This window comes from Candidatus Ryanbacteria bacterium CG10_big_fil_rev_8_21_14_0_10_43_42 (assembly GCA_002793915.1).
GTDB lineage: Bacteria > Patescibacteriota > Minisyncoccia > Ryanbacterales > 2-02-FULL-48-12 > 1-14-0-10-43-42.
Genome location: PFEF01000003.1, coordinates 104,648 through 118,671 on the forward strand (window position 1 = coordinate 104,648; position 14,024 = coordinate 118,671).

Below are 14,024 nucleotides of genomic sequence, written 5' to 3' on the forward strand. Positions count from 1 at the left end.
TCCGACAATCTGTCCCTCACGTAATTTAAATATTGCGATGGATTTTCGCGCCGGACGCGGACTTGGTTTTTGACCGGTAATAAGAGTTAGGTATTTTATGACTTCCTCGTGATACCATTTTTCCTTTCCGTTTTTACCAACACCAATATTTACCACTACCTTTTTAATGCGCGGCACCGCCAAAACATGAGCATACCCAAATTCCTTCTGCATGGCAGGTATAACGTCTTTGGTATATCGTTGTTCTATGGATGTAGTCATAATAGGTCCAATGGTTAGGCGCCGCATTTTTTACATACACGCCGTTTTTCACTTCCTTTTATCTCATAACCGATACGGGTTTTTTTACCGCACACATGACAGATAAGCTGAATATTCGAGACATGCATAGGAGCCGAAAATTCGGCAATTTCCCCTTTTTGTCCGGCACGGCGGGGTTTTACATGACGTTTTCTTGTATTAAGCCCTTCAATGATAATGGTATTATCATCAGGCAATGCACGACTAACAACCCCCGTTTTACCACGCTCTTTTCCCGCTATCACCAATACATTGTCTCCTTTCTTGATTCTCATATCACGCATTAAGAAATGATAATATCTTTACACTACTTCATCTGCCAAAGAAATAATTTTCATATACCCGCGTTCTCTTAATTCCCGCGGTATCGGTCCGAAAATACGCCCTCCACGCGGCTCTTTATCCTGCACGAGTACGGCGGCATTATCATCAAACCGAATATATGATCCATCCACGCGACGAAACGCCTGCGCTTGACGAACAATCACCGCACGCACAATATCTTTTTTCTTTACCGCCTTGCGTGGCTCCGCTATCTTTACTGATGCCACCACAACATCCCCAATGCGGGCATAGCGCCGACGTGTACCTCCCAATATCTTAAACACCTGGATGATACGAGCACCCGAGTTATCAGCAACTTTTAATCGTGTTTCTGGCTGAATCATAATAGAAGGATTAGGTGTTAATTAATCTTTTCGGTTACCCGCCATGATTTATCTTTCGACAATGGGCGTGTTTCTTGAATAATCACCTTATCTCCGACCTTATAATGGTTTTCGGCATCATGTGCTTTAAACTTCTTACTTACCTTGTAGTACTTTCGGTACTTTGGATATTTCGTCAAACGGGTAACACGAACAACTACGGTTTTTTCCATCCGATCCGATACCACCACGCCTCTCAATTTTTTAGGATACGTTGTTTGTTCCATGTTTGTTTATACTCCTTCTTTGATAACGGTCTGAATGCGTGCGATAGTACGACGTAAAGAACGTACATTTTCACCGCTCTTTCCCTTTCCCCCCGCCATACTAAAACGCAGTTTCTGAAGCTCTTCCTGCTTTTCCCTGGCAAGTTTCACAAGATCAGCGGATTTTTTTTCCCGTAACTCCTTTACATTCATACCATAACATTAAAGTTTGGCAACCCTCGAACGAACTTCCCTCTTTGTTTGGAAACTCGTTCGAGGGGCCAAGACCTTATTTAATAATAACTTTTGTTTTAATCGGCAACTTTGCATTCGCCCGATTAAACGCCGCGCGCGCTATATCCTCGGAAACACCGTCTATTTCAAATAGTATTCTTCCCGGACGAACCGGAAACACATAGTGATCAGGAGCACCCTTTCCTCCTCCGAGCGTCGTTTCGGGAGGACGCTTTGTAATGGGCTTGTCGGGAAATATACGGATCCATAATTTACCTCCCCGTTGCATATGACGTGTCATGGCGCGCCTGGCTGATTCAATCTGACGCGAATTAATCCACCGCGGCTCCAATGCTTTAAGCCCGAAAGATCCAAACGCAAGAGTGGTGCCTCGTGTTTCCACGCCGCGTGACCGGCCTCTTTGCCATTTTCTATGTTTTACTTTTTTGGGGACTAACATTATTCTTTCTTATCTTTATCAAAAATATCTCCTCGATAAATCCACACCTTAACGCCGATAGCACCGTAGGGTAATCGCGCCGTGCGGGATGCGTAATCGATATCGGCACGCAATGTCTGAAGCGGAATACGCCCTTTTCTAAGCCATTCGTGACGACCCATTTCAGCTCCGTCGAGGCGTCCCTTTACCGATACCTTCACGCCCTCCACATCTTTTTGGGTCATAACTTTTTCAAGGGTGTTTTTAAGAACACGGCGAAATGACATACGACGCTCTAGCTCCTGAACTACCATTTGGGCCACAATAGATGCACGTGATTCTGGCGACCGTACTTCTTCAATTGTTAATTTCACATTTAATTTACCCTTCTCTTTCTTTTCTATAGCATCAAGTCCGCGACGTTTTTCCACAAGAGCAGAACGAAATTCAACCCTTGCCACAAATGTGCGTATTTTTTCTTTGAGTTTTTCGGCTCCCTCTCCTCCTCTTCCAATAAGAATACCCGGCTGGCTTGTGCTTATAATAATATGGATAATACGCGGAGAGCGTTCGATATCGATGGAATCCACCAAAATACCCTTAAGCTCTTTCCATAAAAACTCCCGAAGAAGTGTATCTACTTTCAGATGCCGGCGATATGCGCGCTTGTCAAACCAGCGTGATCGCCAATCATTTATAATACCTAATCTGAGTCCGTATGGATGAGCAACGTGTGTCATAATATTATTCCTTTTCTCCCAATATAAGTCGGATATGGCTTGTACGCTTACGAAGAACGGTAGCGCGCCCATGCGCGCGCGGCAAGGATCGCTTGAACATCGGTCCGGGATCCACGAAAATTGTTTTTATAAACAACCCTGCTTCCTGTAAACCGGCATTCTTTGCATTACTTACCGCAGAATCAAGCAACTTAGCAAGAATAGGCGCTCCCTTTTTAGGCAGAAGAAAAAGCTGGGTACGCGCCGCCGCGAGCGAAGATCCGCGTACGGCATCAACCACCAACCGCATTTTTTGCGGTGATATGCGTGCATATTTTAGTTGTGCTTTTGCTTCTTTCATAATCTATTTACCGGATTTAGCTCTTACGTCCTGCGCCTTTTGTATTTTTCCGCCATGACGCACAAATTTGCGGGTGGGACTAAATTCTCCCAATCTATGTCCCACCATCTCTTCACTAATAAGCACCGCAATATGATCCTTTCCATTATGCACCCCGAACGTATGGCCAACCATTTCCGGGCTAATCGTACTGTTCCGCGCCCACGTCTTAATAACAGCCTTGGAGCCGGGTGCTATATGAGAAATTTTCTTTAATAATTTCTCATCAATATAAGGACCTTTTTTGATACTTCGTGACATATGGGAATATTATAATTCTGTTATACTGCGGTATGCAGTGTTAGCTTTTTACCTTGTTTCTGAAACTTTGTAAAGCAATTTGGTATTATTTCTTTCTTCGCTGGAGTATAAGTGCGTTTGAATATTTCTTTTTATTACGCGTTTTTACACCGCGAATGCCCTTACCCCATTTATTCTTCGGTCGCTTCATACCGCGCTGTGTCTTACCCTCTCCTCCTCCAAACGGATGATCAACCGGATTCATAGCAGATCCACGTACAGTAGGACGAATACCCAACCATCGGGAACGTCCTGCCTTTCCGAGGGTAACAAACCGATGTTCTTCTCCCGAAAGCTTTCCGATGGACGCCCAGCATGTATTTAAAACCTTTCGTATTTCCTTGGAAGGCATTTTAAGGGATGTATATCCCCCGTCCTGAGCAATTACCTCGGCTCCCACACCTGCCGCCCGTACCATCTTGCCGCCCGTACCCGGTTTCACTTCAATATTGTACACTGACGTTCCCACCGGAACACTTTTTAACATAGTACGATTACCCGGTTTTATTTCTGCCGTTTCGGAAGCTATAATCTGATCGCCAACTTCCGTTTGTTGAGGAAGAAGAATATAGCGCTTTTCTCCATCGGCATAGCACACAAGCGCAATAAAGGTCGTACGATTGGGATCATATTCATTCGAAACAATCCGCGCCGGAATATCATACTTATCCTGATAAAAGTCAATCAGTCGATATAATCGCTTATGACCCCCTCCTTTATGACGCGTTGTTATACGTCCGGCATTATTTCTTCCCACTGCGCGCCGAAAACCAAACGTAAGATTCTTTTCAGGATCTTTTTTTGTAAGGAATGTGCGCTCCATTACCGTCATACCACGCCTTCCCGGTGATGTTGGTTTATACTTTTTCATTATACAATCTCAATCTTATGACCTTCTTGTAAGGTAACCATAGCTTTCTTATATCCGGGATGCCATCCGGTTATACGCCCGCGACGTATGGTATGTCCGGGAACGCGTACCGTGCGAACGGTTTCCACTTCCACTTTGTACATCTTTTCCACCGCACTACGAATCTCTATTTTATTAGCGGCGGTATCCACTTTAAATGTATACGTTCCCTGCTCTCCCAAACGTGCCGCCTTTTCGGTGATAAGAGGAGATTTTAAAACGGTAAAGTCTTTTCGTGCGGGTGCCGCATACTTTACCTCCTTTTTAGTAACGGATTTTTTTGCACCAGAATTATTCTTGGGCTTTTTTTCTTTTCCCAAATCCGTACTTTGCTCCTCTTTTTTTGATCCAAACAGTGCCATAATGTAAGATATAAAACGCTAGGTGAAAGGTATAAAATTATTTTTTATGATAATTCCTCCTATTCCTTAGATTCCGAACGTTCTTTTTTCTTAGTTGCTAATTCCGTAAGCACAGAAAGCGATTCTTTTGGAAGAACCACATATTTGCATGCCAAAATATCTTTCGCATGCAAATTGCGTGCTTCTTCGGATCCCACAAAAGGAATGTTGCGCATTGAACGAATAGTCGCTGCATCGTATGTCGGTAATGCCAAAAGAACACGGCCCCCCTTTTTTCCAATATGCGCCATGTGCTTTTCTGCGCGTAACGCGGTAAACGTTTGAGCGGCGTGTTTCGTGCGTCCCTCCGGAAATGTTAATGTGTCCATTACAATAATCTCTCCATCACGAGCCTTTGCAGAAAGAGACATAAGCAAAGCCTTCTTGCGCATTGTTTTTGTGATATCCTTGGCATAAACCGTGTCTTTAGTAGGTCCATGCGTAACACCTCCGCCAGACCAAATAGGAGATCTGCTTGACCCATGACGCGCACGCCCCGTTCCCTTCTGGCGCCACGGCTTTTTTCCGCCACCGGAAACCTCTCCGCGCCCCTTCGTGTGCGCCAAATTCTGCCTTGCGCGAGATCGCTGTACCACAACAGCCTGATGTACTAAATCCGCATTCCATGCAACACCAAATACCGCCTCCGGTAACGCCACCGTGCCGATATTTTTGCCTTCCATGTTGTATACGTTGGTTTCCATATATGTCATTATGTGCGAATTTCCACAACACTCCCCCGATTTCCGGGAATACCTCCTTTTATAGCAATCATATGCTCCTCAGGGAATATCTTCACTACCCTCGTACCACCTATAGTGACGCGGTCCGATCCCATACGTCCTGCCATTTTCTGACCTTTCAGAACTTTTTGTACACCTCCTGCGCCAATCGATCCCGGTTGTCTGTGAGCATGTTTCGTTCCGTGAGTTTTTGAAGCTCCATGAAATCCATGACGCTTTACGCCTCCCTGAAATCCTTTTCCTTTTGATATGGCACTAATGGTTATCTTTTCTCCCTCCTCGAAAGAAGAAACATCTATCATATCCCCTACGGCAAACGTAATTTCCCGTTTGCGTCCCGGCTTATCAGCACGAAACTCACGCGTAGCTTTTCCGGCACGAACCTGCACAGCCTCATACCCATCTTTTTCTTTTGTGCGTAGGGCAGTAACCTCATTTGGTACAACGCGAACAAGCGTAGCGGAATGCGCCCGACCATCGTCGGTAAATACTTGTGTCATTTCCCATTTTGTACCCAAAAGTATTTTCATAATAGTAGAGGTAAAACGAATGCCGTAATCACTTTCGCTTACATGCGTATGTTTGTAACAAAACGACCGGAGATGTCCGGTCGTTCGGGACAATCCACTTTCCTTTAGTCTAGTGGGACGGGACAGTATGCCGCAATGCGGCACTTATCCCATCTTTATTTCAATATCAACTCCTGCGGGTAAGTTTAAATTCGTAAGCGCGTCGATAATCTTCGGTACGGGATTCAATATATCGATAAGACGCTTATGCACGCGCATTTCGAACTGTTCCCGTGCATTTTTGTGAACAAACGTCGAACGATTAACCGTATATTTGCGCACCTCGGTAGGAAGAGGAAGAGGACCTGCCACTTCTGCTCCATATCGCGTTGCGGTATCTACGATCTGCCGTAAGCTCGAGTCAATAATCTTATGATCATATCCTCTAATACGAATACGGAGCCGCTGTTTGTCATCTTCGCGCTTTACTGCCATAAATATAATCTATTTATCTATTTTTGTTACTACACCGGCACCCACTGTATGTCCTCCCTCTCGAATTGCGAATCGCTGTTTTTCTTCAAGAGCAATCGGGGAAATAAGTTTTACCTTAAATGTTATCGTATCTCCGGGCATAACCATTTCCGTGCCTTCCGGCAAAGTTACGTCTCCCGTTACGTCTGTGGTACGAATGTAAAACTGTGGCTTGTATCCGTTGAAGAACGGTGTATGACGACCTCCTTCTTCTTTGGTAAGAATATATACCTCCGCATCAAATTCAGTGTGTGGCGTAATACTACCCGGCTTTGCAAGTACTTGTCCGCGCTCTACATCTTCCTTTTTAAGACCGCGCAAAAGAAGACCCGTGTTATCTCCCGCAATACCCTCATCAAGAGATTTGTTAAACATCTCAATACCGGTAACAACCGTCTTTTGTGTCGGACGAATACCAACAATTTCGATTTCTTCGTTTACCTTTACTTTCCCACGCTCAACACGACCCGTACATACCGTACCGCGTCCTTCAATGGAGAATACATCCTCCACCGGCATAAGAAACGGCTTTTCCGTTTCGCGTACCGGTTCCGGAATATATTCATCAAGCGTTTTGATAAGCTCAAGTACCTTCTGTACATATTCATCATCCACAGAAGTTGCTTCAAGTGCCTTCAGACCAGATCCGCGAATAACCGGCGTTGTGTCTCCAGGAAATTCATATTTTGTGAGCAATTCCCGTATTTCCTCTTCTACGAGATCTATTAATTCCGGATCGGAAACCATATCCACCTTATTAATAAACACCACAATGGACGGCACACCAACCTGACGCGCTAAAAGAATATGCTCACGAGTTTGCGGCATAGGACCATCCACAGCAGATACCACTAAGACAGCTCCGTCCATTTGGGCCGCTCCGGTAATCATGTTCTTAATATAATCAGCGTGTCCCGGTGCATCAATATGCGCATAGTGACGTGTTGCCGATTCATATTCGGAGTGATGGAGCGCAATGGTAATACCGCGCTTTTTTTCCTCCGGCGCCTTGTCAATCTCATCAATTTTCTCAAGCTTAACCTTCTGTCCGTCAAGATTAAGAGAATGCAAAATTGCCGCGGTTAGCGTTGTTTTTCCATGATCCACGTGACCAATGGTACCTACATTAACGTGAGGTTTTGACCTCTCAAATTTTTCTGCTGCCATATAGCTAAAATCTAGTATTTATAATAAATTTATATTTTCACGCGTAGGTACCGTATCATACCGTGGCGTATAAAGTCAAATGTTATAATGGCAGATCCTCGAGATGAATCTCGTCCTCCAGAGGGATGGATGCGAGACCCGCCCCCAATATACCTGGAGAGACTACAGAAAAAACATCGTCGGCTTTCTGTACCGGCTCGCTTTCCCCCTCTTTGGATATCTGATGCATTTCCGCCTTGAAATTCTCCGTAGAATCATCAGCATCAGTAAGATTCATACTATCAAACACTTCGTATGCTTGCAAGCGGTTAGAGTCTTCCCCCGTAAGCTCCTCATAATGACGTGCCGCCATAATCACAAAGTCCTCCCCGCGCTCGTTTGTATAGCGCATGGGTGGCCGCTTCACGTGCCAGGTATCGTCTGTTTTATCTAAAAATTGCCCGAGCTTCGTAAACATTTCTATAATGTACATCAAACAAAAAGATTTGACAATACTGTTTTATGTAGTAAAAAATCCTCACTTAAACGTGAGGATTTTTTACATATGCATTCCTTCTTACTTTTTACCTTCGCGGATCTGTTCGGCAATATGCGTAGGCACTTCCTCAAAATGGGAAAATTCCATGGAAGAACTCGCACGTCCTTCCGTCATGGAACGAAGATTCGTTGTATAACCGAACATTTCGGAGAGCGGCACATTTGCCGTTATTACTTTCACATTCGGACGATCCGCCATTTCATCAATACGTCCACGCTTTGCATTCAGATCTCCCGTAACGTCCCCCATGAATTTATCCGGTGTTGTTACCTCCACCTTCATAATCGGCTCTAATAATACAGGATTTGCCTGTTTTACCACTTCCTGAAATGCCATGGATCCCGCTATTTTAAATGCTCCTTCCGAAGAGTCCACTTCATGGAACGAACCGTCATAAAGAATAACTTTTACATCAATTAACGGATATCCCGCAATTACACCTTTATCCGCCGCCTCCCTGATTCCTTTTTCCACCGCCGGGATGTACTCACGCGGTATGGATCCTCCCTTGATACTGTTTTCAAATACGACTCCCGCTCCCCGCTCTAAAGGTTCAATGCGAAGCTTAACGTGTCCGTATTGTCCACGACCACCCGACTGACGAATGTACTTCCCTTCCGCTTCGGCTCCCTTTTTAACAGTTTCTTTGTATGCAACTCGTGGCTGTCCTACATTGGTGGCTACATTAAATTCCCGCTTCATGCGATCCACTAAAATCTCAAGATGCAACTCACCCATACCGGAAATAATAGTTTCCATTGTTTCGGTATCGGTATGTACCTGAAATGTTGGATCTTCCTCGGAAAGACGCTTAAGAGCAATACCCATTTTTTCCTGATCAGCTTTTGTTTTCGGCTCCACGCGAAGCGAAATAACAGGTGCTGAAAAATTAATTTTTTCTAAAATAATGGGGTGGTCCGGATCCGAAAGCGTGTCTCCCGTGGTTGTATTTTTAAGTCCTACCATAGCGCCAATTTCTCCGGCATAAATCTCCTTCACTTCCTCACGGTCATTGGCATGCATACGAAGAATACGCCCTACACGCTCTTTCTCTCCTTTTGTCGCATTATAGACATATGACCCCGCCTGAAGAACTCCGGAATATACTCGGAAATAAGTAAGCTGTCCTACATACGGATCAGTTTGTAATTTAAAAGCGAGCGCTGAAAACGATTCTTCATCATCCGCTTTACGTGTTATCTCCTCTTCCGTTTTTGGATCAATCCCAACAACAGGAGGCACATCGAGCGGACTTGGTAAATAATCCACCACCGCGTCCAACAACATCTGAACGCCTTTATTTTTAAGAGCGGTGCCACAAAAAACAGGCACCAACGTATAGGCAAGCGTTCCCTTTCTGATACCAGCGCGTAATTCTTCTTCGGTAATTTCACCTCCCTCAAGATATTTTTCCGTAAGATCGTCATCCACTTCGGCAACCTTTTCAAGGAGATTCGCGCGCGCTTCTTCCGCTTCCGCCTTCATATTATCAGGGATATCGCTTACCTCAATTTTTTCTCCGTGACCACCCGAAAAGCGTACCGCCTTCATACGTACAAGATCGATAACTCCCTCAAAATCTGCCTCAAGCCCCATAGGAAGCATGGCGGGAATAGCGTTTGGCGTAAGACGTTCCAGAATAGACTGATAGCTCTGTACAAAATTCGCCCCCATACGATCAAGCTTGTTAATAAAACAAATACGAGGCACATGATATTTATCCGCCTGCCGCCACACGGTCTCCGACTGCGGCTCGACACCGGCTACTCCGTCGAAAACAACAACACCGCCATCCAAAACGCGAAGAGAGCGTTCCACCTCGGCGGTAAAGTCCACGTGTCCGGGAGTGTCGATAATATTAAAACGATACTCGCCACCATCCGGCGCATAGGTACGTTTCCAAAAACATGTTGTTGCCGCGGATGTAATAGTAATACCACGCTCCTGCTCCTGTTCCATCCAGTCCATAATCGCCGCTCCTTCATGAACTTCACCTATTTTATGAGAAACGCCCGTGTAAAACAAAACCCGTTCGGTTACGGTTGTTTTTCCGGCGTCGATATGAGCGATGATTCCAAAATCTCGCACTTTTTCCAATGGGTATTGTCGTGCCATAGTCTAAATCTATGAATTTTCTAATCTTAAAATAATGGTAAGTCTCAAGGGTTTCTTGTTTGGATGCAATGCGCGGCGCGAGCAAGGGGCGAAACGAGCCGTATCGTGAATACGGTGAGTAAGACACGAAGCGAAGCAACAAAGCAGGGCGCCAAACAAGGAAGCCGCCCTAAAACTTGAAGTGAGCAAAGGCCTTGTTCGCATCCGCCATACGATGAGTATCCTGTTTCTTTTTAATGGCGGTTCCCTCATTATTCGATGCCGCTATAATTTCTTCCGATAACCGCTGTGCCATCGGCATACCTTTTCGTGCACGTGCCGCCGAAATTACCCACCGCATAGCAAGTGCCATACGACGCGTACCCCGCACCTCCACAGGAACCTGGTAATTAGCACCTCCCACACGACGGGAACGCACTTCCACGTTCGGTGCCACATTATCAAGAGCCAGGTCAAAAACAGTTATAGGATTTTCTACCGATGCCTTTTTCCCAACAATATCAAGAGCATCATACACTACCTTTTCAGCCACTGTCTTTTTCCCATCCCACATAATCACGTTAATGAATCGGGCAAGCCGCTTGGATTCCCATTTTGTGTCCGGCGCAATATTTCGTGCGTAATTTCGTTTTCGTCTCATGGCTATTCCTTAGGTTTTTTAGCTCCATATTTACTGCGTCCGGTCTTACGCCCTTCCACACCTGACGTATCCAAAACTCCGCGCACCACATGATAACGTACGCCGGGAAGATCTTTTACCCGCCCACCGCGAAGCAATACAACGGAGTGCTCTTGCAGATTATGTCCGATACCGGGAATATACGCTGTTACCTCCATGCCGTTCGTAAGACGCACGCGCGCAATTTTACGAAGCGCCGAGTTTGGCTTTTTAGGTGTCATGGTACGAACCGCAACGCACACTCCCCGTTTAAACGGAGAAGCATAATCAACCGGCCTGCTCTTAAGCGTATTAAAACCGCGGCGCAATGCCGGCGTTTTTGCTTTTGCTTCCACTTTTTTTCGGCCCTTGCGAACCAGCTGATTAATCGTAGGCATAATACTCTATAATTCAAGCGATACAACCAAAATTAGCAGATAATGAAAGGCGTGTCAATAAAAAGCATTCGGCATTACGTATTTGCCGATCCGGGGATATACCCTAAAAGCTTGTTCCGGTGAACAATCGAAACAATATGCCTATTATGGGTAGGAGAAGATTGAAGAAGAAAAAGATAAAGATAAGAAGGAGAAAAAGGCCGTATCTCTCAAGAAATTCCTCTATGTAGCGCAGATGATATGGAAGTAAAGAAAAGAGAACTTTCGAGCCGTCCAACGGCGGAATTGGCACCAAATTAAATACGGCAAGAATAATATTAATAAGAACAACCAAAACAGCAACTTCGGTAAGAGCAATACTTATTTCCGCCGGGAAAAAACCACTCAGGCGAATAACTGAACCGAATATGAATGCGATAAAAATATTGGAAAGCGGTCCTGCCGCCGCAACCAGTCCGGGACCCCACTTCTGATCACGCAGATTGTACGGATTATACGGTACCGGCTTTGCCCAACCAAACATGAATCCGCCGAATAAAATGGTAGCGGCCGGAACCAACAAAGAACCCACTGGATCAAGATGATTAAGCGGATTTAACGTAAGACGACCGGCATATTTTGCCGTCTGATCTCCTAATATGTACGCCACAAACCCATGAGATACTTCATGCACCACCACGGACATAATCAATATGGCAATTTGAAATATAAAACCTATCACAGAATCGTCCATTCCCTCTTTCTACCATAAACTTGATTCAAGATAAATATTCTGGTATAAAAACGTGTATGACAAAGTCTTGCCTTATATGTGAAAAATCGTCCGTTATGGGCGGAAAACGCAAACTGCTCCGCGGACACTATAATCCCACTAAATGGGAGCGAAAATATCCCAATCTCCAGTGGGCAACGTTGCCGTCCGGCGAACGTGTAAAACTCTGTACACGCTGTATTAAGCGCGGAAAACATCTGGAACACGTGCAGTAAGCACTCGCTAGATAAAAATCCCTTCCAAAATTGGAGGGGGTTTTTATGCGTAATTCCATAGAAACATTACAACGTCGGACACGTTGGGTAGTCTTCAGAAACACCAACCAGCGCACCGGTTTCTTCAAGTACCGCCCTAATACAATAACTCTGGCACACGCCTCCCGCACATAAGTTCGGATCGAATGTAATTTGATACGCGCCGCTATTAACAGGATCACACGGTAGTGAACTCATATATCCGTCCGTAACGAGTTCACCTAAATTTGACGTGCCGACACCCGTACACGACGTCGGAGAGCAAACAATATCCCATCCATTGCAGGAATCATTTGGATACCCATTATTACTATCAAAATATAATTCCAAAGCCGTTTGCAATTGGCGCAAATCCGCAAGGCGCCTTGCATCCCGCGAACGCATACGTGCCGTATTTAGACTTGCAAGTACAACACTTGCGAGAAGCCCTATGATGGCAATAACTACAAGAAGCTCGATTAACGTAAACCCCTTTTGTGTTTTATTCATAAAATAAGTAGTTATTAAAAACCGCCAAAAGGAAGATCAGAAGTACCGGGTATGACACTGGGCGCGGGTGTTCGTAGTGTAAGCAGTAAAAGAGCAGAAATAATAATCGCCGTAACAATAATAACGATCATTATTATATAAGCCTGTGATTCATCCTTAATATATCCGCGGGATATATTAACAATAAAACGTGCGATACTCCCCCCTGATTGGGATCTTTCGTACACTAATCGCTCTTCGCCAAAATCAACTTGTCCATCACGTTCTTCCATTTCTTCATTGTACTACAAAGTTATTCCTTACAAAACAATCCTGTGCGTAAACAATGTCTTTCTTTTCCAATGTCTTAATTATACAGCGCAGAATACTTGAATTAGTCCGAACTGCTTTCGCCGCCGAAGATGGGACGAAATATTAACTTTTCCAACGTGGTGCCCTCGGCAGGAATCGAACCTACATTTTATCCTTAGGACGGATTTGTTCTATCCATTGAACTACAAGGGCTTTTATAGGCTGTAGTATACGGTATTTATTGTCGTATATAAACAAAAATAAGTTGAATCATTGTATCACAGGGCAATAACATGGTATATAATATAAGACGACACCCTATTACACGCCCTTGTAGCTCAGTTGGTAGATTGAAGAAGATCCTTCTTCAAGGCCTCGTCTCGCGAAGCGTTTGAGGCGTTAAATTTTAAGAGTTGAACGGAACGATACCCTATTACACGCCCTTGTAGCTCAGTTGGTAGAGCAGCGGCCTCTTAAGCCGACGGTCGTAGGTTCGAACCCTACCGGGGGCACATTGACAAACTATTCTCTCTCATATACCATGTAGAAAAACTATAGGAGGTTTGTTATGACTACATCATCCGCATGCTTCGTGAATGATAGTGCCGTACTTATCCCTGAAAACATCTCTTCGGAGGATATGTTGCAGAGAATAGGAATTAACCCCCTCACTACGAAAGAAAATATGGAGCGATTTATGGTATACACCGCTCAAGAAGAACGCGAGAGGATAAGTAAAAAGTGGGGCGTGCGCACCTCATTCTGCCAGAATGTTTGCGGCATACTTGTTTTAAGTTTAATGGTCTTCTTCTTTTCGTTGCTAGGCCTCATTGCTCTTCCATCCGTAAACCTTGAACCCTTGCACTGGTATTGCGCCCTCCTATGTGCAGTGAGTTTCAGTTATATGTCCTTCACAATTCGCACATTGGTTTGCTTCCGG

22 protein-coding genes, 2 tRNA genes and 1 pseudogene (1 of these 25 cut by a window edge) are annotated in these 14,024 nt (G+C 44.8%); 2 read left to right on the plus strand and 23 right to left on the minus strand.

The window, feature by feature from the left end:
• From rplE to COU90_00950, 20 genes and pseudogenes are all read right to left on the minus strand, one after another.
• Positions 1–261, minus strand: a pseudogene (gene rplE, locus COU90_00855) (50S ribosomal protein L5); it reaches 272 nt to the left of the window's first position.
• A gap of 14 nt (positions 262–275) precedes the next feature.
• Complete coding sequence (locus COU90_00860; GenBank protein ID PJE64878.1) at positions 276–575, minus strand: 50S ribosomal protein L24; 300 nt, start codon at positions 573–575, stop codon at positions 276–278.
• Positions 576–602: 27 nt separating this feature from the next.
• Entirely contained in the window at positions 603–968 is a 366-nt protein-coding gene (locus tag COU90_00865) for a 50S ribosomal protein L14 (GenBank protein PJE64801.1), read from the minus strand.
• Between the two features lie 17 nt (positions 969–985).
• Positions 986–1,234: a 30S ribosomal protein S17 gene (rpsQ, locus tag COU90_00870; GenBank protein PJE64802.1), complete on the minus strand. Its 249-nt coding sequence runs from the start codon at positions 1,232–1,234 to the stop codon at positions 986–988.
• Between the two features lie 6 nt (positions 1,235–1,240).
• Positions 1,241–1,426, minus strand: coding sequence for a 50S ribosomal protein L29 (rpmC, locus tag COU90_00875; protein ID PJE64803.1), 186 nt, complete (start codon positions 1,424–1,426; stop codon positions 1,241–1,243).
• A 76-nt stretch (positions 1,427–1,502) separates the two neighbouring features.
• The gene (locus COU90_00880; GenBank protein ID PJE64804.1) at positions 1,503–1,907 is read right to left on the minus strand and encodes a 50S ribosomal protein L16; all 405 of its coding nucleotides are present in this window, start codon (positions 1,905–1,907) and stop codon (positions 1,503–1,505) included.
• Positions 1,907–2,626, minus strand: coding sequence for a 30S ribosomal protein S3 (gene rpsC, locus COU90_00885; GenBank protein PJE64805.1), 720 nt, complete (start codon positions 2,624–2,626; stop codon positions 1,907–1,909). Before rpsC ends, COU90_00880 begins: the two co-directional genes overlap by 1 nt.
• Before the next feature lie 4 nt (positions 2,627–2,630).
• Positions 2,631–2,966 carry a 50S ribosomal protein L22 gene (locus COU90_00890; GenBank protein ID PJE64806.1) on the minus strand — a complete coding sequence of 112 codons (336 nt, stop codon included), beginning with the start codon at positions 2,964–2,966 and terminating at the stop codon, positions 2,631–2,633.
• A gap of 3 nt (positions 2,967–2,969) precedes the next feature.
• Positions 2,970–3,266, minus strand: coding sequence for a 30S ribosomal protein S19 (locus tag COU90_00895; GenBank protein PJE64807.1), 297 nt, complete (start codon positions 3,264–3,266; stop codon positions 2,970–2,972).
• A gap of 85 nt (positions 3,267–3,351) precedes the next feature.
• Positions 3,352–4,176: a 50S ribosomal protein L2 gene (locus tag COU90_00900; protein ID PJE64808.1), complete on the minus strand. Its 825-nt coding sequence runs from the start codon at positions 4,174–4,176 to the stop codon at positions 3,352–3,354.
• Positions 4,176–4,577, minus strand: coding sequence for a 50S ribosomal protein L23 (locus COU90_00905; protein ID PJE64809.1), 402 nt, complete (start codon positions 4,575–4,577; stop codon positions 4,176–4,178). The genes COU90_00900 and COU90_00905 overlap by 1 nt, the downstream gene beginning before the upstream one ends.
• 59 nt (positions 4,578–4,636) lie before the next feature.
• Positions 4,637–5,329, minus strand: coding sequence for a 50S ribosomal protein L4 (locus COU90_00910; GenBank protein PJE64810.1), 693 nt, complete (start codon positions 5,327–5,329; stop codon positions 4,637–4,639).
• Positions 5,329–5,892 (minus strand): 50S ribosomal protein L3, encoded by a 564-nt coding sequence (gene rplC / locus COU90_00915; GenBank protein ID PJE64879.1) that lies wholly within the window; start codon positions 5,890–5,892, stop codon positions 5,329–5,331. The genes COU90_00910 and rplC overlap by 1 nt, the downstream gene beginning before the upstream one ends.
• A gap of 141 nt (positions 5,893–6,033) precedes the next feature.
• Entirely contained in the window at positions 6,034–6,363 is a 330-nt protein-coding gene (locus COU90_00920) for a 30S ribosomal protein S10 (GenBank protein PJE64811.1), read from the minus strand.
• A gap of 9 nt (positions 6,364–6,372) precedes the next feature.
• Positions 6,373–7,569 carry an elongation factor Tu gene (tuf, locus tag COU90_00925; GenBank protein PJE64812.1) on the minus strand — a complete coding sequence of 399 codons (1,197 nt, stop codon included), beginning with the start codon at positions 7,567–7,569 and terminating at the stop codon, positions 6,373–6,375.
• An 82-nt stretch (positions 7,570–7,651) separates the two neighbouring features.
• The gene (locus COU90_00930) at positions 7,652–8,026 is read right to left on the minus strand and encodes a hypothetical protein (GenBank protein PJE64813.1); all 375 of its coding nucleotides are present in this window, start codon (positions 8,024–8,026) and stop codon (positions 7,652–7,654) included.
• A 99-nt stretch (positions 8,027–8,125) separates the two neighbouring features.
• Positions 8,126–10,222 carry an elongation factor G gene (gene fusA / locus COU90_00935; protein PJE64814.1) on the minus strand — a complete coding sequence of 699 codons (2,097 nt, stop codon included), beginning with the start codon at positions 10,220–10,222 and terminating at the stop codon, positions 8,126–8,128.
• Positions 10,223–10,391: 169 nt separating this feature from the next.
• Positions 10,392–10,862, minus strand: coding sequence for a 30S ribosomal protein S7 (locus COU90_00940; protein PJE64815.1), 471 nt, complete (start codon positions 10,860–10,862; stop codon positions 10,392–10,394).
• 2 nt (positions 10,863–10,864) lie between these two features.
• Positions 10,865–11,278 carry a 30S ribosomal protein S12 gene (locus COU90_00945; GenBank protein PJE64816.1) on the minus strand — a complete coding sequence of 138 codons (414 nt, stop codon included), beginning with the start codon at positions 11,276–11,278 and terminating at the stop codon, positions 10,865–10,867.
• Positions 11,279–11,381: 103 nt separating this feature from the next.
• Complete coding sequence (locus tag COU90_00950; protein PJE64817.1) at positions 11,382–12,011, minus strand: site-2 protease family protein; 630 nt, start codon at positions 12,009–12,011, stop codon at positions 11,382–11,384.
• Positions 12,012–12,067: 56 nt separating this feature from the next.
• On the opposite strand from COU90_00950, the gene COU90_00955 reads away from it, so the two are divergent.
• The gene (locus COU90_00955; protein ID PJE64818.1) at positions 12,068–12,265 is read left to right on the plus strand and encodes a 50S ribosomal protein L28; all 198 of its coding nucleotides are present in this window, start codon (positions 12,068–12,070) and stop codon (positions 12,263–12,265) included.
• 66 nt (positions 12,266–12,331) lie between these two features.
• Here COU90_00955 and COU90_00960 read toward each other — a convergent pair whose 3' ends face one another.
• From COU90_00960 to COU90_00970, 3 genes are all read right to left on the minus strand, one after another.
• Positions 12,332–12,793 carry a hypothetical protein gene (locus tag COU90_00960; GenBank protein ID PJE64819.1) on the minus strand — a complete coding sequence of 154 codons (462 nt, stop codon included), beginning with the start codon at positions 12,791–12,793 and terminating at the stop codon, positions 12,332–12,334.
• A 14-nt stretch (positions 12,794–12,807) separates the two neighbouring features.
• Positions 12,808–13,065, minus strand: coding sequence for a hypothetical protein (locus tag COU90_00965; GenBank protein ID PJE64820.1), 258 nt, complete (start codon positions 13,063–13,065; stop codon positions 12,808–12,810).
• A gap of 157 nt (positions 13,066–13,222) precedes the next feature.
• Positions 13,223–13,297: transfer RNA gene (locus tag COU90_00970), tRNA-Arg, on the minus strand.
• 226 nt (positions 13,298–13,523) lie between these two features.
• Here COU90_00970 and COU90_00975 point away from each other — a divergent pair.
• Positions 13,524–13,596: transfer RNA gene (locus COU90_00975), tRNA-Lys, on the plus strand.
• The last annotated feature ends 428 nt before the right edge of the window (positions 13,597–14,024 follow it).